Annotated in this window: 26 protein-coding genes; 18 read left to right on the top strand and 8 right to left on the bottom strand. The window is 64.2% G+C overall.

The window, feature by feature from the left end; translation table 11 throughout:
* The 4 genes from ugpE to QQK18_RS16025 all read left to right on the top strand — a co-directional run bounded on the left by ugpE (window position 1) and on the right by QQK18_RS16025 (window position 5,914).
* Window positions 1–849, top strand: coding sequence for a sn-glycerol-3-phosphate ABC transporter permease UgpE (gene ugpE / locus QQK18_RS16040; RefSeq protein WP_284341370.1), 849 nt, complete (start codon window positions 1–3; stop codon window positions 847–849).
* Window positions 850–851: 2 nt separating this feature from the next.
* Window positions 852–1,904, top strand: coding sequence for a sn-glycerol-3-phosphate import ATP-binding protein UgpC (locus QQK18_RS16035; RefSeq protein ID WP_284341369.1), 1,053 nt, complete (start codon window positions 852–854; stop codon window positions 1,902–1,904).
* Window positions 1,905–2,080: 176 nt separating this feature from the next.
* Window positions 2,081–4,744: a bifunctional diguanylate cyclase/phosphodiesterase gene (locus tag QQK18_RS16030; protein ID WP_284341368.1), complete on the top strand. Its 2,664-nt coding sequence runs from the start codon at window positions 2,081–2,083 to the stop codon at window positions 4,742–4,744.
* A 117-nt stretch (window positions 4,745–4,861) separates the two neighbouring features.
* Window positions 4,862–5,914, top strand: a complete 1,053-nt coding sequence (locus QQK18_RS16025; RefSeq protein WP_284341367.1) for a Gfo/Idh/MocA family protein — start codon at window positions 4,862–4,864, stop codon at window positions 5,912–5,914.
* Window positions 5,915–5,917: 3 nt separating this feature from the next.
* On the opposite strand, the gene QQK18_RS16020 is transcribed toward QQK18_RS16025, so the two are convergent.
* The 5 genes from QQK18_RS16020 to QQK18_RS16000 are packed head-to-tail and all read right to left on the bottom strand — an operon-like array spanning window position 5,918 to window position 11,179.
* On the bottom strand, window positions 5,918–6,757 hold the full coding sequence (locus QQK18_RS16020; RefSeq protein WP_284341366.1) for an ABC transporter ATP-binding protein: 840 nt from the start codon (window positions 6,755–6,757) through the stop codon (window positions 5,918–5,920).
* Entirely contained in the window at window positions 6,754–7,602 is an 849-nt protein-coding gene (locus QQK18_RS16015; RefSeq protein WP_284341365.1) for an ABC transporter ATP-binding protein, read from the bottom strand. Before QQK18_RS16015 ends, QQK18_RS16020 begins: the two co-directional genes overlap by 4 nt.
* Before the next feature lie 3 nt (window positions 7,603–7,605).
* On the bottom strand, window positions 7,606–8,514 hold the full coding sequence (locus QQK18_RS16010) for an ABC transporter permease subunit (protein ID WP_284341364.1): 909 nt from the start codon (window positions 8,512–8,514) through the stop codon (window positions 7,606–7,608).
* An 8-nt stretch (window positions 8,515–8,522) separates the two neighbouring features.
* Entirely contained in the window at window positions 8,523–9,530 is a 1,008-nt protein-coding gene (locus tag QQK18_RS16005) for an ABC transporter permease (protein WP_284341363.1), read from the bottom strand.
* Window positions 9,531–9,583: 53 nt separating this feature from the next.
* Window positions 9,584–11,179, bottom strand: coding sequence for an ABC transporter substrate-binding protein (locus QQK18_RS16000; protein ID WP_284341362.1), 1,596 nt, complete (start codon window positions 11,177–11,179; stop codon window positions 9,584–9,586).
* A gap of 249 nt (window positions 11,180–11,428) precedes the next feature.
* Here QQK18_RS16000 and QQK18_RS15995 point away from each other — a divergent pair, with 249 nt between their 5' ends.
* The 4 genes from QQK18_RS15995 to QQK18_RS15980 all read left to right on the top strand — a co-directional run bounded on the left by QQK18_RS15995 (window position 11,429) and on the right by QQK18_RS15980 (window position 13,804).
* Entirely contained in the window at window positions 11,429–11,821 is a 393-nt protein-coding gene (locus tag QQK18_RS15995; RefSeq protein ID WP_284341361.1) for a VOC family protein, read from the top strand.
* A gap of 5 nt (window positions 11,822–11,826) precedes the next feature.
* Window positions 11,827–12,330, top strand: coding sequence for a hypothetical protein (locus tag QQK18_RS15990; protein WP_284341360.1), 504 nt, complete (start codon window positions 11,827–11,829; stop codon window positions 12,328–12,330).
* A gap of 70 nt (window positions 12,331–12,400) precedes the next feature.
* Entirely contained in the window at window positions 12,401–13,327 is a 927-nt protein-coding gene (locus QQK18_RS15985) for an aldo/keto reductase (RefSeq protein WP_284341359.1), read from the top strand.
* A gap of 84 nt (window positions 13,328–13,411) precedes the next feature.
* The gene (locus QQK18_RS15980) at window positions 13,412–13,804 is read left to right on the top strand and encodes a YciI family protein (RefSeq protein WP_284341358.1); all 393 of its coding nucleotides are present in this window, start codon (window positions 13,412–13,414) and stop codon (window positions 13,802–13,804) included.
* A gap of 4 nt (window positions 13,805–13,808) precedes the next feature.
* On the opposite strand, the gene QQK18_RS15975 is transcribed toward QQK18_RS15980, so the two are convergent.
* Together QQK18_RS15975 and QQK18_RS15970 are read right to left on the bottom strand one after the other, a co-directional pair.
* Window positions 13,809–14,747: a Gfo/Idh/MocA family protein gene (locus QQK18_RS15975; RefSeq protein WP_284341357.1), complete on the bottom strand. Its 939-nt coding sequence runs from the start codon at window positions 14,745–14,747 to the stop codon at window positions 13,809–13,811.
* An 88-nt stretch (window positions 14,748–14,835) separates the two neighbouring features.
* Window positions 14,836–16,089, bottom strand: coding sequence for a glycerate kinase type-2 family protein (locus QQK18_RS15970; RefSeq protein ID WP_284341356.1), 1,254 nt, complete (start codon window positions 16,087–16,089; stop codon window positions 14,836–14,838).
* Window positions 16,090–16,254: 165 nt separating this feature from the next.
* Here QQK18_RS15970 and QQK18_RS15965 point away from each other — a divergent pair, with 165 nt between their 5' ends.
* From QQK18_RS15965 to QQK18_RS15945, 5 genes are read left to right on the top strand one after another with little or no spacing between them, the layout of a single operon-like run.
* Window positions 16,255–16,953 (top strand): DUF1045 domain-containing protein, encoded by a 699-nt coding sequence (locus QQK18_RS15965; protein WP_284341355.1) that lies wholly within the window; start codon window positions 16,255–16,257, stop codon window positions 16,951–16,953.
* Entirely contained in the window at window positions 16,953–18,086 is a 1,134-nt protein-coding gene (locus tag QQK18_RS15960) for an alpha-D-ribose 1-methylphosphonate 5-triphosphate diphosphatase (protein WP_284341354.1), read from the top strand. Before QQK18_RS15965 ends, QQK18_RS15960 begins: the two co-directional genes overlap by 1 nt.
* 2 nt (window positions 18,087–18,088) lie before the next feature.
* Window positions 18,089–18,658 carry a phosphonate metabolism protein/1,5-bisphosphokinase (PRPP-forming) PhnN gene (phnN, locus tag QQK18_RS15955; protein WP_284341353.1) on the top strand — a complete coding sequence of 190 codons (570 nt, stop codon included), beginning with the start codon at window positions 18,089–18,091 and terminating at the stop codon, window positions 18,656–18,658.
* A gap of 56 nt (window positions 18,659–18,714) precedes the next feature.
* Entirely contained in the window at window positions 18,715–18,861 is a 147-nt protein-coding gene (locus tag QQK18_RS15950; protein ID WP_284341352.1) for a hypothetical protein, read from the top strand.
* Window positions 18,854–19,081, top strand: a complete 228-nt coding sequence (locus QQK18_RS15945) for a hypothetical protein (protein WP_284341351.1) — start codon at window positions 18,854–18,856, stop codon at window positions 19,079–19,081. The genes QQK18_RS15950 and QQK18_RS15945 overlap by 8 nt, the downstream gene beginning before the upstream one ends.
* 183 nt (window positions 19,082–19,264) lie before the next feature.
* Here the strand turns inward: QQK18_RS15945 and QQK18_RS15940 are convergent, their stop codons facing one another.
* Window positions 19,265–19,486 carry a hypothetical protein gene (locus tag QQK18_RS15940; protein ID WP_284341350.1) on the bottom strand — a complete coding sequence of 74 codons (222 nt, stop codon included), beginning with the start codon at window positions 19,484–19,486 and terminating at the stop codon, window positions 19,265–19,267.
* A 527-nt stretch (window positions 19,487–20,013) separates the two neighbouring features.
* On the opposite strand from QQK18_RS15940, the gene QQK18_RS15935 reads away from it, so the two are divergent.
* The 5 genes from QQK18_RS15935 to QQK18_RS27590 all read left to right on the top strand — a co-directional run bounded on the left by QQK18_RS15935 (window position 20,014) and on the right by QQK18_RS27590 (window position 23,260).
* Window positions 20,014–21,090 (top strand): LacI family transcriptional regulator, encoded by a 1,077-nt coding sequence (locus QQK18_RS15935; protein WP_284341349.1) that lies wholly within the window; start codon window positions 20,014–20,016, stop codon window positions 21,088–21,090.
* Between the two features lie 178 nt (window positions 21,091–21,268).
* The gene (locus tag QQK18_RS15930; protein ID WP_284341348.1) at window positions 21,269–21,877 is read left to right on the top strand and encodes a DUF1236 domain-containing protein; all 609 of its coding nucleotides are present in this window, start codon (window positions 21,269–21,271) and stop codon (window positions 21,875–21,877) included.
* Window positions 21,878–22,013: 136 nt separating this feature from the next.
* Window positions 22,014–22,457, top strand: a complete 444-nt coding sequence (locus QQK18_RS15925) for a Crp/Fnr family transcriptional regulator (protein ID WP_284341347.1) — start codon at window positions 22,014–22,016, stop codon at window positions 22,455–22,457.
* Entirely contained in the window at window positions 22,454–22,756 is a 303-nt protein-coding gene (locus QQK18_RS15920) for an Rdx family protein (RefSeq protein WP_284341346.1), read from the top strand. Before QQK18_RS15925 ends, QQK18_RS15920 begins: the two co-directional genes overlap by 4 nt.
* Before the next feature lie 135 nt (window positions 22,757–22,891).
* Window positions 22,892–23,260 carry a YegP family protein gene (locus tag QQK18_RS27590; RefSeq protein ID WP_379996478.1) on the top strand — a complete coding sequence of 123 codons (369 nt, stop codon included), beginning with the start codon at window positions 22,892–22,894 and terminating at the stop codon, window positions 23,258–23,260.
* The last annotated feature ends 82 nt before the right edge of the window (window positions 23,261–23,342 follow it).

The raw sequence follows: 23,342 nt of genomic DNA, 5'->3' as shown, positions 1-23,342 counted from the left end.
ATGGTCGAGAACCGCCCCTTGCTGACGTTCCTCTCGCACCTGGTGCTGATCATCGGGGTGCTGATCGTGGCCTTTCCGGTCTATATCGCCATCATCGCCTCGACCCGCGCGTCCAATGAATTCTTGTCCGGCCTGATCCCGCTGCTGCCGGGTCCGCACCTTGTCGAGAACTACTCGCGCATGCTCTCGTCAGGGGTGTCGACCTCAGGGGCGCCGCCGCTGGGACTGATGATGACCAACTCGCTGATCATGGCCCTGGTCATCGCCATCGGCAAGATCGCCATCTCGCTGCTGTCGGCGTTCGCCATCGTCTATTTCCGTTTCCCCTTCCGGCAACTGGCCTTCTGGGCCATCTTCATCACGCTGATGCTCCCGGTCGAGGTGCGGATCCTGCCTACATTCGAGGTCGTGGCAAACCTGAACCTCCTGAATTCCTATGTCGGCTTGACCGTACCGCTTATTGCTTCGGCGACGGCGACCTTTCTCTTCCGCCAGTTCTTCCTGACCGTGCCGGACGAATTGATGGAAGCCGCACGCGTCGACGGGGCTGGTCCCATGAAGTTCTTCCGGGATATCCTGCTGCCGCTGTCGCGCACCAATATCGCAGCGCTGTTCGTGATCCTCTTCATCTACGGCTGGAACCAGTATCTGTGGCCGCTTCTGATCACCACGGACGAACGCTACTATACGGTCGTCATGGGCATCAGACGGCTGGCCGCCACTGCCGACACCGAGCCCCTATGGAACGTGGTGATGGCGAGCGCAGTGCTGGCCATGCTCCCGCCCGTGCTCGTCGTCATCTTCATGCAACGCCTGTTCGTCAAAGGCCTTGTGGAAACGGAGAAATAATAATGGCAACCATCGACATCGCGGGGATCAGGAAAGTCTATCCCGGCAACGTCACGGCCATCCACGGGCTCGACCTTTCGATCGACGACGGCGAGCTCGTGGTGCTCGTCGGCCCCTCCGGCTGCGGAAAATCGACGCTCCTGCGCATGATTGCGGGTCTCGAGACCATTACCGACGGCACAGTCTCCATTGGCGGGGACGTGGTGAACCGCAAGGAACCGGCCGAGCGCGACATCGCCATGGTCTTCCAGAACTACGCCCTCTACCCGCATATGAGCGTGCGCGGAAATCTCGAATACGGGCTCAAGAACCGCGGCACGCCGCGCGCCGAGATCGATGCGCGCGTCACCGAGGCGGCCCGCATCCTCGAGATCGAGCCGTTCCTCGAACGCAAGCCCCGCCAGCTCTCGGGCGGCCAGCGCCAGCGCGTCGCCATGGGCCGTGCCATCGTGCGGCATCCAAAAGCGTTCCTCTTCGACGAGCCGCTCTCCAACCTCGACGCCAAGCTGCGCGGACAGATGCGCATCGAAATCAAGCGCCTCCAGCGCAACCTCAAAACCACCAGCGTCTATGTCACCCACGATCAGCTCGAGGCGATGACGCTGGCCGACCGGCTGGTGGTGATGAATGCCGGCCGCATCGAGCAGGTCGGCAAGCCGGTCGAGCTCTACGAACAGCCGGCGTCCCTATTCGTCGCCGGCTTCATCGGCTCGCCTCCGATGAACATCTTCGACGTTTCCAAGCTGCGCGAACTGCCGGGCGTGACCCTGCCAGCGTCTCTCCCGCAGTCGGCCGATGTCGTCGGGGCGCGGCCCGACGCGATCCTCCTCGAAAAGCCACAGGGCGAGGCCATCGCGCTCAAGGGAACCGTCGAGCTGATCGAGCCGGTGGGCGGCGAGAGCCATGTCTACGCACGGCTCGCCGGCTCCGACCAGATCGTCATCCTCGTCATCCAGGGGCGCACCAGGTTAGCGGAGGCCGAGGAGATCGCCTTTTATCTGCCGGAAGCAGCCCTGCACCCGTTCGAGCGCGAGAGCGGCAGACGCGTCGGCTGATGCGCTGGAGCGCGATGCTATTTCATGTCAAATCGCGTGCTCCAGTTCCCATCCCGGTTCAGGTCCGGGACGGGCTTTTTTCGCATCTCGCTGTCTAGAAGTTGCTAAGGCGAATTAAACCCTTGGCCGGCTAATGTGTCCCGATTTGGGGAGCTGCCGCCGGGGCAGAGTGATGCGTGGACGAGCAGGAACGCTCTGATGTGAGTGGCTGGCGGCGTTGGCTGCGGCCGACACTGATCCCCGCGGTGATCACCACAGTCGTGATCATTCTGGCGGGGTTCTATGCCGACCAGCAGAATACGCAGCTCTACGAGCAAAGCCTCAGAGCCAAGGTCGTCGATCAGGTCTGGCTGATCCGCGCCAAGCTCGAGGGCAATATCAACGGCAACATTCAGCTGGTGCGCGGGTTCATCGGCACCATCGCTACCGAGCCCGACATCGACCAAGAGCGGTTTTCCGAGCTCGCCGCGAACCTTTTCGAGGAACACAGCCAGTTGCGCAATATCGCGGCGGCGCCCGACATGGTTGTCGAACTCATCTATCCGCTTGCCGGTAACGAGAGCGCCATCGGTCTCGACTATACTACGAACCCGCAGCAGCGCGAGGCAGCTTTGCGCGTCAAGGAGAGCGGCAATGTGGTTCTTGCCGGGCCTGTTGATCTCGTGCAGGGCGGATGGGGTTTCGTTGCCCGTTTTCCTGTCTATAACCGGCTGGACGGTCAGCCGGTTTTTTGGGGGCTCGTGTCGGCGGTCATCGACGCCGACCGCCTTTATAGCGAGAGCGGGCTCACGGATCCGAACCTGCCCATCGATATCGCCATCGTCGGCAAGGATGCGCTCGGCGCGCAGGGCAGGCCCTTCTACGGCGACGAGAGCGTTCTCACCCGCGATCCAGTGACAGCGGGCGTGACGCTTCCGACCGGCTGGTGGCAAATCGCGGCGGTGCCCAAGGTCGGGTGGAACGGGACGCCGCCTAATGCCTGGCTGTTGCGTGTGGTGATCGCGACGGCCGGTCTCGTCATCCTCGTTCCGATGGTGATCGCGGGGCGGCTGATGGACGAGCGGCAAAGGCACATCCGCGAGCTCGGCCAACGCGAAGCGCTTCTGGCCAAGCTTTCGAGACGACTGGGCTTGGCGCTCGATACCTCGCGTATCGGTGTCTGGGAAATGGACATCGTCACCAACCATCTGGTCTGGGACGACCGCATGAACGAACTCTACGGCCTCAAGGCCGACGGCGGCGAGCGCAGCTATCACGACTGGCGTGGCGCGCTGCACCCCGAGGACATCGAGCGGGCCGAGCGCGATTTCCGGCAGGGGATCGAGACGGGACGTTATGCCTCGCAGTTCCGCGTCGTCGATGGCAACGGTCGGGTTCGCGTCATCCGCACGATCGGTGCGGTCTATACTGACCCGGGCGAGAATCCGCGCATCATCGGGGTCAACTGGGATGTGACGAGCGATGTGGCGCGTAATGAGGACCTCGAGCGCGCAAAGCGCCTGACCGAGGCGCGCAACCGCCAGCTTGAGGCCGCTAAGGCCCGCATTGAGCACAACGCCCTCCACGACAGCCTGACGGGCCTGCCTAACCGCCGCTACCTCGACGACACGCTGAAGGTCCGTGCAGCGAGTGGGGACGGCGCGGGCATCGCGCTCCTCCACATCGACCTCGACCGCTTCAAGCAGATCAACGACACCCTCGGACATGCCGCGGGTGATGCGGTGCTGGTGCACGCAGCCAAAGTGCTGCGCCGCAATGCAGGGCGGGAGGATTTCGTTGCCCGCGTCGGCGGCGACGAATTTGTCGTTGTCTGCGTAGCGGCTCCCGGCCAGGCCGCGCTCGGCGAACTCGCCAACCGCATCATTGCCGATATGCGTGTGCCCGTCGTCTACCAGGGTCACGAATGCCGTTGCGGGGTGAGCGTTGGCATCGCGATGGCAGCTTCGCCGGCGGCGGATGGCAAGTCGCTGCTCGTCGATGCCGACATCGCGCTCTATCGCGCCAAGGCGCGCGGGCGCAGCCGCTATGAGTTCTTCAGCGAAGCGCTGCAGGCCGAGGTCGTCAATACCAAGCGGGTGGCCGACGAAATCCTCAACGGCATCGATCGCGGCGAGTTCCTCGCCCACTATCAGCCTCAGTTCGACGCACATACGCACGATGTCGTCGGGGTCGAGGCCCTGGCGCGCTGGCGTCACCCCGTTCACGGGCTGCTGACGCCCGACCGGTTCCTGGACATCGCCGAGGAGCTTAACGCCGTCTCGACCATCGACCGCATGATCCTGGAGCAGGCGCTTGCAGACTTCAACGACTGGCGTCAGGCCGGTCTCGGCGTGCCACGCGTCTCAGTGAACGTGTCGCTGCGCCGCCTGCACGACGAGGATCTGATTGCCGGCCTCGAGCAATTGGCGTTCACGCCCGGCACCGTGTCGTTCGAACTCGTCGAATCCATCTATCTCGACGAGCGTGACGAGACCGTGGCCTGGAACATCGACCAGCTCAAGGAGCTGGGCATCGACATCGAGATCGATGATTTCGGCACCGGCTATGCCTCGATCGTCTCGCTGCAGAACCTGCGCCCCAAGCGCCTCAAGATCGATCGGCTGCTGGTCAGCCCGATCACCGAGGACCCGGCGCAGTGGCGGCTCCTGTCCTCGATCATCGACATCGGCAAGGCGCTCGGCATCGAGGTGCTCGCCGAGGGGGTCGAGACAATGGAGCATGCCCGCATCCTCTCCGAACTCGGCTGCGAGGTGCTGCAGGGGTACGCTTTCGCCAAACCCATGGACAGTGAGGCGCTGAAGGCGTTCCTGGCCGCGCAGCCCTGGCGCAAGGCGTCCTAGGGTGTGTTTGCTATTCAGGTGATGGTCATCACCCGCACCGTCGTCAGGGCGTTGCGCGTTGAACACGGCACATGTGATGGTATCAAGACGACGGGCAATGTGAGAGGGCGCGGCTGAATGGCGGATGAACAGGGACGGCTGGGATTGGGACTCGTCGGGGCAGGCATGGCCGCCAAGCCGCACGCGCTGGCGCTCCAGGCGCTTGCCGACGAGATCGCGGTGCTCGGCGTCTTTCGGCGAAACGCCGCCGAGCGCGACGCCTTCTGTGCCCAGTATGGCTTCCCGCCCGCCGAAAGCCTCGAGGTCCTGCTGGCCGATCCGCGCATCGACGCGCTTTTGATCCTTACCCCGCCCAACGCGCGCGAGGAGATCGTCAAGGCAGCGGCCAGCTCCGGCAAGCACATCCTCATGGAGAAGCCCGTCGAGCGCACGACCGCGGCAGCGGAGCGAACCGTTGCGGCCTGCGAGGCGGCAGGCCTAACGCTCGGCATCGTCTTCCAGCACCGCTTCCGTGCGGCCTCGAAGGCGCTCGCGGAAGCTATTGCCGAGGAGCGCTTCGGCCGGCTGCAAGCCGTGCAGGTACTGGCGCCCTGGTGGCGCCCGCAGGCCGGATATTACGACAAGCCCGGCCGGGGCACGCTGGAGCAGGACGGCGGCGGCGTCCTCATCACCCAGGCCATTCATTCGCTCGATCTCATGCTTTCGCTGACGGGACCTGTGCGAGAAGTCACCGCCTTTGCCGCGACGACTGGCCTCCACCAGATGGAGACCGAGGATTTCGTTGCGGCCGGCCTCACCTTTGCCAATGGCGCTGTCGGCGCGCTCATGGCAACGACCGCCAATTATCCGGGCGGGCCGGAGAGCCTGACCTTCAATTTCGATAGGGCGAGCGCGACGCTTTCAGGCGGAGCGCTGACCATCTCCTGGATGGACGGGCGCAGCGAAACTGTAGGCGGGCCGAGCGAGGGCGGCGGCGGGGCGGATCCCATGGCCTTCCCGTTCGACTGGCACAAGGCGCTGATCGCCGATTTCGCCGATGCCCTGCGCAGCGGCCGGCAGCCGGCTTCGACCGGGCGCACCGCCCTTGCCGTACACCGCCTCATCGACGCGCTCATGGCCTCGGCGCGCCAGGGGCGTCGGCTCGCGGTCGAGGAGACTGGCGCCGGATAGGCTTCAGGCAGAGACTTCCGCCAGCTGTGCCTTTCGGGCAAGCCGTGCCCTGATGCTCTCGACGTCGGCTCTTGGCGTCGCGGTAAAGAGGGTCTTGGTATAGTCGTGCTGCGGATCGCCGAAGACGGCGTCGCGGCTGCCATGCTCCACCACCTCACCGAAATACATCACCATCACCTCGTCGGCGATGTAGCGCACGACCGAAAGGTCATGGCTGATGAAGACATAGGTCAACTCGAACTCATCCTGCAGGTCCGCCAGAAGGTTGAGGATCTGTGCCTGCACCGACAGGTCGAGCGCCGAGACCGGCTCGTCGAGCACGAGGAAGGACGGATTGAGCATCAGAGCGCGGGCAATGGCGATGCGCTGGCGCTGGCCGCCCGAGAACATGTGCGGGTATCGGTTGAAGTGCTCGGGCTCGAGGCCCACCTTGACCAGCATCTCGTACGCGCGCTCGCGCCTTTGCGCGGCCGGCATGTCGGTATTGAGCAGCAGGGGCTCGGTCAGCACATCGCCGATCTTCTGGCGCGGGTTGAGCGAGCCATAGGGATTCTGGAAGACGATCTGCACCTTGCGGCGCAGCTGCTTGGGGACGCCATGGGTGATGTCGACCTTCTCGCCGTCGATCAGAATGTCGCCCGAGGTCGGCGGATCGATGAGCGTGACCATGCGCGCGAGTGTGGACTTGCCGCAACCGCTCTCGCCCACGACCGCGAGGGTCCTGCCTTTCTCGAGCGAGAAGCTGACGCCTTTGACCGCATGCACGGTGTGGGCCCGCCGAAAGAGCGAGCCACCCACATGATAGTCGCGCGTCAGGTTGCTGACTTCGAGGACCGGGCTCATCGCGCGCCTCCCAATTCGTCCTCGAAGCGGAAGTCGCCGACGGTCGGAAGCCGGTCGCCGACGGCATTTTCGGGGAGAGCCGCGAGCAACGCCTTGGTGTAGCGCGACTTCGGCCGCTCGAAGAGCGAGAGCACGTCGGCCTCTTCCATCTTGTGGCCCTTGTACTGGACGATGACGCGGTCGGCGGTCTCGGCGACGACCCCCATGTCGTGGGTGATCATGATCAGCGCCATGCCATGCTCGGCCTGCAGGCGCACGAGCAGGTCGAGGATCTGCTTCTGGATGGTGACGTCCAGCGCTGTCGTCGGCTCGTCCGCGATCAGGAGCTTGGGATTGCAGGCGATGGCGATGGCGATCATAACGCGCTGGCACTGGCCGCCCGACATCTGATGCGGGTAGGCGCCGAGCCGCTCGGCGGGGTCGGGAATGCCGACATCAGTCAAAAGCTCGATCGCCCGCTGCCGCGACGCGCGACCGGTCAATCCCAGGTGCTCGCGCAGCACCTCCTCGATCTGGAAACCGACGGTGAAGCACGGATTGAGGCTGGCGACGGGCTCCTGGAAGATCATGGCGATGTCCTTGCCGATGATCGCGCGCCTTTCGCCGGGCGACATGGCGAGGAGGTCCCGGCCCTCGAATGTCATGGCATCGGCCGTGACCGTGGCTGTGGCCGGCAGCAGGCCCATGACCGCGAGCATGGCAACGGACTTGCCCGAACCGGACTCGCCTACGATCGCCAGCACCTCGCGAGCGTCGACCGAAATATCGATACCGTCGACCGCCTTGAAAAGGCCGATGGAGGTATCGAAGGCGACGGTGAGGTTGCGGATATCGAGCAGGGGCATGGCTCAGCTCCGCTTCAGTTTGGGATCGAGCGCATCGCGCAGCCCGTCGCCGACGAGGTTGATGGCCAGCACCGTGACGAGGATGGCCAGGCCCGGGAAGGTCACCACCCACCAGGCGCGCAGGATGAACTGGCGTGCTTCGGCGAGCATCGTCCCCCATTCAGGCGTCGGCGGCTGAGCGCCGAGACCGAGGAAGCCGAGGGCTGCCGCATCAAGGATGGCGGTCGAGAAGGAGAGCGTTGCCTGGACGATCAGGGGGGCAAGGCAGTTGGGAAGGATGGTCAGGAACATGAGGCGCAGATGCCCGGCACCGACCACTTTGGCCGACACCACATATTCCTTGCCCAGTTCCCCGAGCACGGCCGAGCGTGTCAGGCGCACGAAGTGCGGCTGCAGCACCAGGGCGATGGCGATCATGGTGTTGATGAGGCCCGGTCCGAGGATCGCGACCATCACCAACGCCAGCAACAACGAGGGGAAGGCGAGGATCAGGTCCATGATGCGCATCAGCACGATGTCGACCCAGCCACGCGCATAACCGGCCAACAGCCCGAAGACGATGCCGGTCGAGAGCGACAGAACGACGACCACCGCGCCGATGAGCAGCGAGAAGCGGGCCCCGTGGATGAGCCGCGAGAGGATGTCGCGGCCGACTGCATCGGTACCGAGAAGGAACTCGGACCGGCCACCCACCTGCCAGGAGGGGGGCGTCAGCAGGGCGTCGCGGAACTGTTGGGTCGGGGAGTGCGGGGCGATGACCGGCGCGAAGAGGGCCACCAGCACCAGCAGGATAAAGACGACGAGGCCAATGACGGCGCCGCGATTGAAGGAGAAATAATACCAGAATTCGCGTAGCTGCGCGGCAAGGCCGGGTTCGCGCGAGCCGGTGGCGACGGTGACGGGTTCGGACATGTCGCCTCCTATCGGTGCCGTATGCGTGGGTTGATGAACCCGTAGGCGACGTCGACGATGAGGTTGACGACCATCACCACCAGGGCGATGAGCAGCAGCCCCGCCTGGACGACCGGATAGTCGCGCCGCGAGATGGCGTCGATCATCCATTTGCCGATGCCGGGCCAGGAATAGATGGTCTCGGTCAGTATGGCGCCAGCCATCATCACCCCCACCTGCAGGCCGATGGTGGTCACCACGGGTATCAGGGCATTGCGCAAAGCATGCACCCCGACGACCTTGCCGGGCGGGAGGCCCTTGGCGCGCGCCGTGCGCACATAGTCCTCACCCAGCACCTCGAGCATGGCCGAGCGCGTCTGACGCGCGATCACAGCGAGCGGAATGGTACCAAGCGTCACCGTCGGCAGGATGAGATGCCTGATGGCCGAGGTGAAGGCGCCGTTCTGGCCCGAGAGCAGCGCATCTATGGTCATGAAGCCGGTGACGGCCGGGAAGAAATAGAGAAGGTCGATCCTGCCCGAGACCGGCGTCCAGCCCAGAATGCCGGAAAAGAAGATGATGAGCAGCAGCCCCAGCCAGAAGATGGGCATGGAATAGCCGACGAGCGCTGTGCCCATGGTGAGCTGATCGAACCAGGAGCCGCGCCGTACGGCAGCGAGCACGCCTGCGGGAATGCCGATGACCACGGCAAAGAGCGTGGCGAAGAAGGCAAGTTCGACCGTCGCCGGGAACAGGGTCAGGAAGTCCCGGATCACCGGGCGCTTGGTGGAGATCGAGGTGCCGAAGTCACCTTGGACAATGCCGACGAGATAGTCCCAGTATTGCTCCCAGATGGGCCGGTTGTAGCCGAACTGCTCCATGAGCCTCTGGTAGCGTTCGGGCGTGACGCCATGCTCTCCCGCGATCAGCAGCACCGGGTCGCCCGGAAGCACGCGCACAAAAGCGAAAGCGATGATCGTGATGCCGATGAAAGTCGGCACGATGAGGAGAAGGCGGTGGAAAAGGAAACGAAACATGTCTGTCTACGGGTTGCCGGGGGCACCGAAGCGCCCCCGGACTGAATACCCGCTTACTCGGCGATATCGACGCCGTCGAAGGCGTGTGTGCCCTTGGGATCCATCACATAGCCGGTGACATCGGTGGACATCGGCATGAACACCTTGGAATGGGCGATGGTTGCCCAGGGCGCCTGCTCCTTGAAGACCACCTGGGCCTCCTCATAAAGCGCAGCGCGTTCGTCCTGGTCGGTGATGGTCTTGGCTTCCTGGATCAGAGCCTCGAAATCCTCATTGCACCACTGGGCGCGGTTAGCGTTGCCGACGGCATCGCAACCAAGGAGGACCGCAAGGAAGTTGTCCGGATCGCCATTGTCGCCGGTCCAACCGAGCAGCACCGCACCGTCACGGTCGACGTTCGAGGACTGCTCGAGGTATTCGGCCCATTCCATCGAGACGATCTCTACGGTGACGCCCACCTCGGCAAAGTCGGCCTGGATGAGCTCGGCCATGCGGCGCGCGTCGGGGTTGTAAGGACGCGAAACGGGCATGGCCCAGACCTTCATCGAGAGGTTCTCGACACCGGCATCCGCCAGCATCTGCCGCGCAGCCTCGGGATCATAGGGGTCGTCTTCGATGGCGTCGTTGTAGGACCACATGGTGGGCGGGATCGGGTTCTTGGCAATGGCGGCGTTGCCCTCGAACACGGCGTCGATAATGGCCTGTTTGTCGATGGCCATATTGAGCGCCTTGCGCACCTCGGCGTTGTCGAACGGCTCCATCTGGGTGTTGTAGGCGAGGTAGCCGACGTTGAGGCCTTCCTGCTCCATGACCGTCAGGTTCGAATCCGACTGCAGCATCTCGAGGTCCGCCGGGTTCGGATAGGGCATCACGTGGCACTCCCCCGCCTGAAGCTTCTGGGCGCGCACCGCGGCATCCGTGGTGATGGCAAAGACCAGGTCGTCGATCGGCTGGACACCGCCCCAGTAGTCATCGAACGATGCATAGCGGATCACCGCATCCTGCTGGTAGGCGACGAACTGGAACGGGCCGGTGCCGACCGGCTGCTGGTTGAGCATGTCCATCGAGCCGGCTTCCTCGAGCTGGGCGGCATATTCGGCCGACATGATCGAGGCGAAGTCCATCGCCAGGTTGGCGATGAAGGGGGCTTCCGGACGGGTGAGGGTGAACTTGACGGTATAGTCGTCGACCTTCTCGATGTTGGCGAGCAGGTCGCTCATCGACATGGAGTTGAAGTATTCCCAGGTGATGCCGGTCGAATAGGCATGCCAGGGGTGATCTTCCTTCCACTGCCGCTCGAACGAGAAGAGGACGTCGTCGGCGTTGAAATCGCGGGTCGGGGTGAACTCGTCGGTCGTGTGGAACTTGACGCCCTGGCGCAGGTGGAAGGTGTATTCCAGCCCGTCCTCGGAGACGTCATAGCTCTCGGCGAGGGCTGGCTCGGTTTCCGACGAGCCTTTCTTGAACTGCACGAGACGATTGTAGATCGGACGCGAGGACGCGTCGAACGTGGTGCCGGCCGTATAGGGAGCCGGGTCGAAACCCTCCGGCGACCCCTCCGAGCAATAGACCAGCGTTTTCGCCTGGGCTGCGCCTGCGGTCAGCGCAAGCACCGCCGATGCGGCCAGAAGGCCTTTCGTCAATTTCATGATCATTGTCTCCCGAATATATTGTTACGCCGCCGGCTTGCCGGTCCGGCGGCTTGGTGGACAGAAAAGCCCGTTTTGGTTCGGCTGGCAATGGGGGAGTTTGACCATTTGGTCAATCCCGTGACCATCGCGTGACGGTTCCGCGACTTTCCCCACCGGCTGAAATCGGGTTGGATGGGTGCCTTCCCGCGGTGCGCACGGCCGGGACGTTCCCGTCGCTGCGGATAAATCATTCGAGAAATCAAGAGTATGGCCTTATCGATCGCCACTGTTACTCTCGTTGTCGCGGACTATGACGCGGCGATTTCCTTTTACTGTGAAAAACTCGGCTTCACCCTTCTCACCGACACCGATCTCGGTGCCAGCAAGCGCTGGGTTCTGGTCGGGCCGGCCAGTGGCACGGGCACCCAACTCCTGCTGGCCCGCGCCGACGGCACACGCCAGGCCGCTGCGGTCGGCAAGCAGACGGGCGGACGTGTGGCGTTTTTCCTTACGACCGACGACTTTGCGCGCGACCATGAGCGCATGCGAGGGAACGGCGTTCGTTTTCTGGAGGAACCTCGCCACGAGCCCTATGGTGTCGTTGCTGTGTTCGAAGACCTTTACGGCAACAAATGGGACCTGATCCAACCGGCGGAATGAGCGGCGTGCATCGATTTCGGGAGAAAACCCCGCCACGCCTACCTCTCCTCATGGTGCTGATGGGTCTTGCCGCGGCGCAACCAGCGGCCGCCCAGCAGGAGGGCTGGCATTATTCGCCGCTGCCGGGCGAGGGCGATCGGGCCGCGTTGGGCTGCGCGCTCGAATCGGACACGTCGAGCTATGCCTGTGTTGCCGTGCGTTGCGAGAATGATTTCTCGGTCGGCCTCTATGTCCATACCAGCCTCGGCCCGGCCGATCTCGGCGACTGGCGCATCACCGTCGACAAGGAGGAGCGCGGCTTTATCGGGGAGGCGACGGCTGCCGGATACGGCGCGCGCCTCACGGGCGACACCGAGTGGCTGCTCGACGGGCTGAAGCAGGGCGCGGCGGCCTTTCTCGATGCAGGCGAACGCGCTAGCCTGCCCAAGAACTTCATCCCGCTCGACGGCTCGCTCTACACCATCAACCGCGCCCTTGCCTATTGCGCGCCGAGAACGCCGGCAAGTTGAATCCTTTACGCCGCGAACCTTCTTGGTATCGCCGGCGTTCCGCCAAAACGCATGTGAAAGGACTCCCACCATGGATCGTCGTCCGCTTGGCCGCTCTGAACTCGTCATCGAACCGCTGGTCCTTGGCGGCAACGTCTTTGGCTGGACGGTCGACGAGGAGACTGGCTTTTCCATTCTCGATGCCTATCTCGACCATGGCTTTACCGCCATCGACACCGCCAATGTCTACGGCAAGGGTAAATCGGAGACGCTGATCGGCAACTGGCTGAAAGCGCGCGGCAACCGAGAGCGCGTGCATGTCTTCACCAAGGTCGGCGGAGAGATGACGCCGGACAAGAAAGGGCTCAGTGCGGCCTATATCCGCGAGGCGGTGGAGGAGTCGCTCAAGCGCCTGCAGACCGACTACATCGACCTCTACCAGAGCCACCGCCCCGATCCCGACACACCGCACGAGGAAACGCTCGAGGCCTACGATCACCTCGTTCAGGCCGGCAAGGTGCGTGTCATCGGTTCGTCCAACTTCACGCCGACGATGATCCGCGAGGCGCTGGAGACGGCGGTCATTAAGTCGCTGACCCGCTACGAGAGCGAACAGCCCCTCTACAACCTTTACGAGCGCGACACCTTCGATGGCGAGCTGCAGGAGCTCGCCATCGAGGAAGGGATCGGCATCATCCCCTATTTCAGCCTCGCGGCCGGGTTCCTCACCGGCAAGTACCGCTCGGCAGAAGACTTCGGCAAGAGCCCGCGCGGAGCGCGCATGGACAAGTACCTGAACGAGAAGGGCATGCGGATCCTTGCCGCACTCGACGAGGTCTCAGCCGCCCATGAGGCGACGCCGGCCGAAGTTGCGCTGGCTTGGCTGGTCGCCCAGCCGGGGATTACCGCGCCGATCGCGTCGGCCACGTCCCTCGACCAGCTTGAAAGCCTGGCCAAGGGTGTCAGCCTGAAGCTGACCAACGAGGAACTCTCGCGGTTGACGGCGGCCGGTAAATAGGGCCACCGAGAAAATCCTGTCGAAATGTCGAATGGCGTTCGTCCGGTCGACTAACCCTGCGCAACCAAGCAAGGGAGACCACAAATGAAATACGTTTGCCTCGTCCATATCGACGGCAGCGCCATGTCGTCGCTGACGCCGGAGGAAGGCCAGCGCCTGACCGACGCGACGATCGAGGAGGACTGGAAACTGCGCGACAGCGGCCGACTGATCCTCGCCACGCCGCTGCAGCCGCCCGAGACCGCCACGGTCCTGCGGCTCGAGAACGGCAAGCTCACCCGTACCGACGGTCCCTATATGGAGACCAAGGAGTTCCTCGGCGGCTTCCTCGTCGTCGAGGCGGAGAATCTCGACGAAGCCATCGCCCTTGTCGGTGAGAGTGCGATAGCGCCCTATTGCAGCGTCGAAATCCGCCCCATCCTCGAGCAGTTCCACAGCGTCACCGGCAGAGGACGTCCGCCGGCCGCTGAAGGTTAAATCATTACCATTCGAAGGGATCGGTATTGATCCTTGCGCCGAGCAGGAAGGCGTCGGCGGTCAGCCGCAGCGGCGAGCCGTCGACTTCACTCTCGCCCTGGTCGAGGAGGGTTGCGAAGCGCTCATAGATGCGCTCGTACTCCTCGGAAGGGGCTTCCAGCGTCACTTCGCCATCGACACGCAGCACGGTGCCGCCCTTTTCGAGCTTGAGGCCTCCGCCTTTGACCGTCTCGATGGCGATCGTCCAGATCTCGCCCGACTCTTCGAGCCAGTTGAAGCCGGCGCTCATTGCAGGCTTATGCACCTGGCCGGACTTGAAGGCGATCTCGACATCGACCGGCGTCTGCCGATTGGCCGGAAAGGTGAGCCTGGCACTCTCGACGAACACCGGGAACGGCATGATCTTGGTGAAGATCGAAAGCGCATTGATGCCGGGATCGCAGACGCCAAACCCACCCGGTTCCCACACCCAATCCTGGCCGGGGTGCCATTTCCTGACGCTCTCACGCCAGTCGATACGCACGGACTTGACCCCGTCCTCGGCCAGGATGTCGCGCGCGCGGTCGACGGCAGCGTTGTAACGTGAGTGCCAGGTCTGGAAGAGGACGCGCCCCTTGGCGGCCGCATAGGCGACGAGATCGTCGAGTTCGGAGATCGTCGGGGTCGGCGGCTTTTCCATCATCACGTCCATGCCAGCATCGAGCGCCTCGCGCACATAGGCATGGCGCACGCCCGGCGGCGTACAGATGGAAACGAGCCGCACTTCGGGCATGGCCGTATAGAACTCGGCCGGCGTACGGAAGACCGGCACATCGCCATGGCCGACGCCACGGGTCGACACCGTGGCAGCGAGTTCGAAATCATCGCTCTTGTCGATTACCGGCAGGTGCTGGTCCTGCGCGATCTTGCCGACGCCGATGACGGCGATCTTTCTCTTGGCCATGGTTTCCTCCGGCACGTTGCGCGCCCATAGAGCAGATTGATGAAAAGCGCTCAAGCGGGGGCTTAGAAATCCGGAAGATTTCCCAAACCTAACGCACGATGATCGCCCGGAAATCGTTGACGTTGGTGCCGGTGGGCGCGGTGACGAAAAGATCGCCGATGGCGGCAAAGGCCGAATAGGCGTCGTTGTCGGCAAGCGCGGCCAGGGGATCGATGCCGGCACGGCGCATGCGGGCGGCGCTGGTGCCGTCGGCGAAGGCGCCAGCATTGTCCTCGGACCCGTCGATGCCGTCGGTATCGGCGGCAAGCACGGTCACCCCGTCGAGCCCGTCGATGGCAACGGCGAGCGAGAGGAGGAATTCGGCGTTACGCCCGCCACGGCCGTTGCCGCGCACCGTCACCGTCGTCTCGCCGCCCGACAGAACGACGACCGGCTTGCCGAACGGCCGGTTGCGGGTGGCGATCTCGCGGGCGATGGCGGCGTGTACGCGCGCAACCTCACGCGCCTCGCCTTCGATGGCGTCCGAGAGAATGGCCGCCTCGATGCCGTGCTCACGCGCGAGATCGGCGGCGGCGGCGAGCGAAATCGCGGCCGAGGCGATGGTGGCGACGCTGTTGTGGGCAAGGCGCGGATCGTCGGGACGCGGGGCGAGGTTATCCTCGCCGGCGAGCAGCACCCTTGCCGGCTCCGGCAGGTCGAGCCTGTAGAGTCCGGCATACTTGCGCGCCATCTCGCGCGCCGCCGCGAGCGGGATGGTCGGCCCCGAGGCGACCACGGCCGGATCGTCGCCGGGTACGTCCGAGACAACCAGTGTTGCAACGCGCGACGGTGCGGCGCGCACGGCAAGGCGGCCACCTTTGATGGTCGAGAACTGGTTGCGGATGAGGTTCATCACGCCGATGGGCGCGCCGGAGGCAAGGAGGGCCCTGTTGACCGCCTGCTCGTCGGCAAGCGTCAGGCCCGGCGCGGGCGCCGGCAGGAGCGAAGAGCCGCCGCCCGAGATCAGCGCGACGACGAGGTCGTCAGGCCCCAGTCCCGATACCATCTCCATCATTCGGCGCGCAGCCAGGTATCCAGCTTCGTCGGGGACAGGGTGGGCCGCCTCGACGATCTCGATGCGCTCGCAGTCGCAGGCGTAGCCGTAACGGGTGACGACGAGGCCGGTGAGCGGTCCTTCCCACGCCTCTTCGAAGGCGCGGGCCATCTGCGCCGAGGCCTTGCCTGCCCCGATCACCACCGTGCGGCCTGTGGGCGGGGGCGGCAGATGATCGCGCACGGCGCGCTCGGGCTGAGCCACGGCAACCGCACGCGCAAAGAGCTCTTCAAGCAAGGAGCGGTCCATCGGCCTCTCGACGATTCGGGGAAACAACGCGGTGCTGCGATATTGGCGAGGCGAACGGATCAAGTCCAGCGTCAGGCGGTTTGTCGCTGTCAAGAAGTTGACATCCGGGTCGGATATGCGGCCACGTTTCAACGCAGACCAACTCAAGCGGATTCGGGACGACCCATGGCCGAACGTTACGCCGTCTACTACGCACCGCCCGCCACCGGGCCGCTCTGGGAGCGGGCCGCCATCTGGCTCGGCCGGGACGCGGCGACCGGCGAGACCTTCGACGGCCCGGTGGCAGGCATGGACCGGGATCGCCTGCTCAACTTCACCGGCTCGCCCAACCGTTACGGCTTTCATGCAACGCTGCGCGCCCCGATGCGCCTGCGGGAGGAGGCTGACCAGGAGGACCTGACCGAGAAGGTCGCCACGTTTGCGCAAGTCAAGTCGCCGCTCGACATGGGGCCGATGGAGATCCGCTCGATCGACGGGTTCCTGGCCATCGTGCCGGCCGTGCAGGAGGAGAGGCTTACCCGCTTTGCCCAGGAATGCGTCGAGGCGCTCGAAGAGCTTCGCGCCCCCCTCTCCGAAAGGGACCGCGCTCGCCGCACGGCCAACGGCAAGCTCAGCGCCCGCCAGCATGAACTTCTCGATCGCTACGGGTATCCGTATGTGGCTGAAGAGTTCCGCTTCCACATGACGCTGACCGACCGGCTCGATCCGCAGGCGGCTCCCGAGATCCGAACGGCGGCGGAGACCTGGTTCGCTCCGGTGCTGGAGGAGAAGATGGTGCTCGATTCAATCTCGATCTTCGTCGAGCCCGAGCCCGGCCACGCCTTCCGGCGCGGTGCGGATTTCGCTCTCGGGGGAGAAGCCTGATGTCGCGCTGTCTTGCCCTGAGGAATGCCCGCATCGTCCTTGCCGACGGCGAGGTCGACGGATCGCTCGCCATCGAGGACGAAACCATCGCCGCCATAGACGAAGGCTCCTCGCAGGTCGGCGAGGATATCGGGGGCGACTATCTCATCCCCGGCCTCGTCGAATTGCATACCGACCACCTCGAATGGCACTACCGGCCACGTCCCGGCGTCTACTGGGACCCGGTGGCCGCGCTCCACGCGCACGATGCGCAGATCATCGGCTCGGGCATCACGACGGTGTTCGACGCGGTGCGCATCGGCTCCTCGCCCGACGTTGCCGACATGGGCATCCACGTGGACCGGCTGGTTGGCGCGATCCGGAGCGGGCGCGACGAGGGGAGGCTGAAGGCCGAGCATCTGGTGCACCTGCGCTGCGAATTGCCGACCGAAGACGTGGTCGACCATTTCGAGACCTATGCGCAGCACGAGACGACGCAACTCGCCTCGATGATGGACCACACCCCGGGCCAGCGGCAGTTCCGCACCATCGCCGAATACAAGAAATGGTACGAGGCCGGCCGGACCGAAGAAGAGCTCGAGGCGTTCATTGCTGCGCGGCTCGACGAGCATCACCGTTACGCCGGATCCAACCGGCGCGCCATCGTCGCGCGCGCCCGCGAGCTCGGCATAGCGCTTGCCAGCCACGACGATGCAACGCTTGACCACGTTGAAGAGGCCGTCGAGGACGGTGTCGACATCGCCGAGTTCCCGACGACGCTGGAAGCGGCCTCGGCCGCCCATGACGCGGGGCTTGCCATCCTCATGGGCGCCCCCAATGTCGTGCGCGGGCAGTCGCATTCGGGCAATATCTCGGCGACCGACCTGGTGCGAGCCGGACTTCTCGACGTGTTGAGCTCGGACTACGTGCCGTTCGCCTTGATGCAGGCCGCGTTCGTTCTTCCGCAACGGGTCGACAGCATAACCCTGCCCCAGGCCCTGGCGACGGTGACCCGCAACCCGGCGGAAGCGGCCGGGCTTGACGATCGCGGCGTGATCGCGGCCGGCAAACGGGCCGACCTCGTGCGCGTCTCGCTCATCGGCGGCACGCCGGTAGTCCGAGCCGTCTGGCGCGGCGGCGTGCGGGTCGCCTGACGATGGAGGGGGGCGGCGGCTCACTGGTGCTGGTCGTCGGCCCCTCGGGTGTCGGCAAGGACACGCTGATTTCCGGCGCCCGCGAGGCATTGCGGGGCGATCCCGGCTTCGTCTTCGTCAAGCGCATCGTGACCCGGCATGCCGATACGCAAGCCGAGGATCACGACAGTCTCGATGTTGCAAGCTTCGATCAGGCCGAGGCGGCGGGACACTTTTCCCTGTCCTGGCGGGCGCACGGCCTGCGCTACGCGCTTCCCGGGAGCGTGGCAAGCGACGTGGCGCGCGGCCGAATCGTCGTCGCCAACGGCTCGCGGCACGTCGTCGGCGACGCCATGGCGCGCTTTGCGCGCTGCCGCGTCATGCTGATCACAGCCGAAATGACTCTGCGAGCCGAACGGCTGGCGGCGCGCGGGCGCGAGACGGGCAAGGAGATTGCCGCACGGCTTGCCCGCGAAGGCGCGCCCCTGCCCCAGGGGGTTGAGCCTATCGTCGTCGACAACTCCGGCACGCTCGCCAGCGGCATCGCCGCATTCGTTTCGGCGTTGCGCAGTCTTTCACCGTCGCGAGCTTGAACCCGCACGCTGCCAAGGCGTTATAGTGGGACGTGGACGAACGCCCAGGAGCGCTGATGACCCGGAATGGATTCTACCTCATAATCGCCGCGCTGGTGGCGGTGATTGCTGTCCTGGGTATCTATATCTATCAGCAGGAGACGCGGCCCGGGGTCGAGATCCGGCTCGACGAACAGGGGCTCTCGGTCGATGGGAATGGCTGACACACCTGAATCCGAGGAGAGCAGGCTCGACCGGCGGGCGCTGATCGAGGCAGTGATCGCCGCCGAGCTTGAGCGGCAGGCGCTGGAAGGCGCCATACGCATCGACGTTGCAACCATGGCCGATGCCATCGAGGCCGCGCTCGAGGCGAGCGAACCGGCCCTGCCTGATTTCGACGACGGCCGAAGGCCGGAAGAGCTCAACGCAACCAACGACGACTAGACGTTATGCGCTCTGATCGAATCAGAGCGCCGGCTCTCGTTCCGTGCTGTCGCAACGTTTCCTGCAAAAAGCCGGTACCCATCCCGGATCAAGTCCGGGACAGGCTCCTTTCGCACGTTGCTCTGAGGCAAAAAAAGAGGCGGGCCCTGGCCCGCCTGCCTTCTTGCCGGAACAAGGACACCGTCAGGCGGCGTCGCTCCCGTTGATCCGCAACACCTCGGATGCAGCGATCCGGGCGGTTTCGACGCTCTCGAAAGTATGGCCGTCGATGGCGAAAGCTGGAAGCTTGACCGCGATGAAACGGTAGCCGCCAGCCTCGCGAACGACGACGCCCAGCGGTTCGCCGGCGACTTCGATCACGATGGGCTTGTGGACGTTGGTCCTGTCAACACTGGGTTCATGCATGGGTGGAGACTCCACTTGCGCGTCGGCCGGAACCCATAATCCTTGGCAATATGGTATTTTAATTGCCGGATCATGGCGGCAGCGCGGGCCTGATATCGATTCTTTGAGACAACGAGGTGACGCGAGCGGTCACATTCGTTTGGATCGACAGGTCCCTTGCCAGCGCTTGGCGCCATGCATGCCGAGGAGACGTACGTTCAGCATCCCGGTATGCGTTGCAGGCGTCGCCGATGTCATCATCTGCATTCCTTTCATAGCGGGGTTGAACGAAAACGTGCCGGGCGTCCGGCACGCTGCCCAAGATAAGTGAGGGGCGCTGAAATTTCCAGAACCCGCTGCACAAGAATTTCCTGCGAACGGGAAAAAAGCTCTCCGATTCCCGGCTGGCGGGAAAACTTGATCTTTTGTCTCCGGTTTTATCCAGACGACGCGCCGCGGCGATGGGGGAGGCAATAGCGGCATGACCTTGCTTGAAAAGCCTGCGGCGATCTATTGATGTTGCCGCCGAAGACGCGGCCGGAGCAACCATGCCCGGGATGGGGGAGATCGACAAGTTGCAGGACGATCTCGACCGGCCCGCCAGGCGCCCGCGGCGTGGGGCGTCGCCCTCGGACAAGCCGACGCTCAAGACCATCGCGCAGATGACTGGGCTGGCCGTCACTACGATCTCGCGAGCGCTCAACAATGCCCCGGAGCTCGCCCAGGAAACGCGCGAGCGGGTGCAGAGGATCGCCGCCGAGATCGGCTACCTGCCAGACAGGGCTGCTTTGCGGCTGAAAACCGGGCGCACCAACGTCATCTCCCTCGTTCTAGAGCCTGACGAGCACATCTACGGCTTTGGCACCTCGCTGGTGACGGGTATCACCGAAGCACTTCGCGGCACGGCCTACCACCTCGTCATCACCCCGCAGTTCCGCAACATCGCCGGCATTGAGCCGATCCGCCATATCGTGCGCAACCGCATGGCGGACGGGGTGATCTTCTCCAAGGTCGAACCGTTCGACGAGCGGGTAAAGTTCCTGTTCGATGCGGGCTTCCCATTTGTCAGCCACGGGCGCAGCCAGTTCGCCCAAGCACATGCATTCGTCGACTTCGACAACGAGGCCTATGCGAGCGGCGCGGTCGAGCGGCTGGCGAAGAGGGGATGCCGGAAGGTTGCGATCCTCCTGCCCGAGAGTGCCCTGACCTATAGCGAGCATCTGCGCGACGGCTTTGTTCGCGCGGCCGAAGCGCTGCAGCTCGATCATGAGATCGCCGCGGACGTGACGCTCAGCAGCCCGACGGATGCCATCCGCACCCATGTCATCAAGCGCCAGCGCCGTCCCGACCCGCCGGATGGCTATGTCTGCTGCTCGGAGATTTCAGCGCTTGCTGTCATCGATGGCCTCGCCGAAAGCGGCCGGATCATCGGCGGGACGGCTCATGTCGTCACCAAGCAGGCGACACCGCTGTTTGCCCAGTTCCGGCCGGGTGCCGAGACGGTCTTTGAGGATTTCGTCGGCGCGGGCCGGCGTATGGGCGAATTGCTGCTCTTGGCGATCGGCGGTGCACCGGCGGAAACGCTGCACGCCATCGGCGCGCCGCACTTTGCCTGGCCGGACTAGGGGCGCGTTGGGATTCCGGTGATGCCGGTCTGCAACACGGTTGCGTGCGCGGCACAATCGTCGCGGAACCCCCGGTCTTCCTCGCCATTGATCACTTAGCGGGCGCTAATAAACGGCGCGGCTTAGCCGGCTGCGCCTGGTCTGATGCTTTCAGGCGTCAAACGAAAGGACCAGGAAAATGAAAAAGCTCCTTTTGGCCTCCGTGGCCATTCTCGCGCTCGGCAGCGTATCGAGCCTCGCACAAGACGCCGGCGTAGCCGTTGGCGGGTCGGCAGGTGGCGCAACCGGCGCCGGTGTCGGGTTCCTTCTCGGCGGGCCGGTAGGCGCAGCCATCGGCGGCTTTGCCGGCGCCGTGATCGGCGCTGAGGCGGGCATCGAAGCCTCGACCATCGAATATGCCGCAGTCCATCCGGTGGCCCCGATCTACGTCCAGGCGCCGGTCAATGTCGGCTATATCGTGCCGCCGGAGGTGGCAGTCTATCCGATCGAAGGAGATCCGGCCTATAGCTATATCTATGTCAACAACCGCATCTGGCTCGTCGACAACCAGACGCGAACACTGGTGCATTCGCCCGGCTACCTCGTCACCCAAACCTCGGCCGATTTCGTGACAACCAATCCTGTCGGTTCGGTCACGGTCGAAGGCGACGTGGTCGTTGGATATGTCGTACCCGAGGATGTCGAGTTGATCACCATCCCGGATGATCCGACGTATTCCTACGTCTACCTCAACGACCGGCCGGTGCTGGTCGATAACGCGACCCGCACGATAGTGTGGGTCAACTAGAAGGACGTTTCTCGCCAAAATCCGCGATAAGAAACGAGCCGTCCTGTCCACCGGACGGCTCTTTTTTGCCATAAGACCCCTACACGCCTCACCGCCCTGCCGCTATGGTCGCCTCGTCATGGCAGGCGAGGCAGGTATGGCCGACATTCTCGACTATTGCGAGGGACTAAAGACCGTCCGCTTCAAGTCCGGCGACACGATCCTTCCAGAGGGCGAGCAGCTCGGGCGCCTCTACATCCTCGTCTCGGGAGACGTGGAGGTGATCCGCGAGCGCACGCAGGTGACGCATGTCGACGAGCCGGGCTCATTCTTCGGGGACATGAGCGTGCTGCTCGACATGCCGCACACGGCAACCGTCAAGGCGCTCTCGGATGTCGTCGCCTATGAGATCCCCGACGCGCTGACCTTCCTCGAATCGCGCCCGGAATTTGCACTCCATATCGCCACCATGCTGGCGCGACGGCTCTACTATACCACCTCCTATCTCGTCGACCTGCAGCAGCAGGCGGCCGGCCGACGACAAGACCTCGACCTCGTCGACGAGATCCTTGCCAACCTTACTCGCGCAGACCCGCGATGAGCGAGGCCAGGCCCGCCATCTCCATCGCCTACTGCACCCAGTGCAACTGGCTCCTGCGCTCGGCCTGGATGGCCCAGGAGCTGCTCTCGACCTTCTCGCAGGAGCTCTCCGCGGTAACGCTCGTCCCCGGAACCGGTGGCATTTTCGAGATCCGCATCGACGGCGAGCTCGTCTGGGAGCGCAAGCGCGACGGTGGCTTTCCTGACGTCAGGAGGCTCAAGCAACTGGTGCGCGACCGCATCGACCCGGACCGCGACCTCGGCCACATCGATCGGCATGGCCAAACCGGCGACGCCTGATGCAGCGATCCTGCCGACGACCAGCAAATCCTATAGCGCGATGAGAGACTTCCATTCTGCGCCGTGTGCGCTAGTGTGACGAACGCTGGCTGCTCCGTCCGGAGCGCTGAGGGGTTCATCGAGGGAGGCAAACGCATGCCGCACAAGTTCAAGATCGCGTCCGCCAAGAACGGCGAGTTCGTCGCCAAATTCGTCTACAACGCCGAGACGCTCGTCTGGTCCGAGAACTATAAGAGCAAGGGCAGCGCTCAGAACTGCATCGACTCGATCAAGAAGAACGCGCCCGCGGCCGCGACTGTCGATCTGTCTAACGACGAGGTCGGCAAGGGCTATCGTTTCGAGATCGTCGGCTCAAAGGACGGGCAGTTTTTCGTCAGGTTCGTGGCCGCCAACGGCGAGACCATGGTGCGCTCGGAAACCTACACCTCCAAATCCAGCGCCAAGAACTGCATCGCATCGCTGCAAAAGAACGGGCCCGCGGCGGACGTCGCCGACGAGGCCTGAGCCAAGCTACACCGGCACGCGAAAGCGCATTCCAAGCCAGGCCAGTCTGGTCTAGATTCGTGCGGGCGCCACCGCGGTGTCC

Origin of the sequence: Devosia nitrariae (genome assembly GCF_030160115.1) — a bacterium.
GTDB lineage: Bacteria > Pseudomonadota > Alphaproteobacteria > Rhizobiales > Devosiaceae > Devosia > Devosia nitrariae.
Note: the sequence above shows the minus strand (reverse complement) of the source record. Positions and strands in the feature narration are given on the sequence as shown.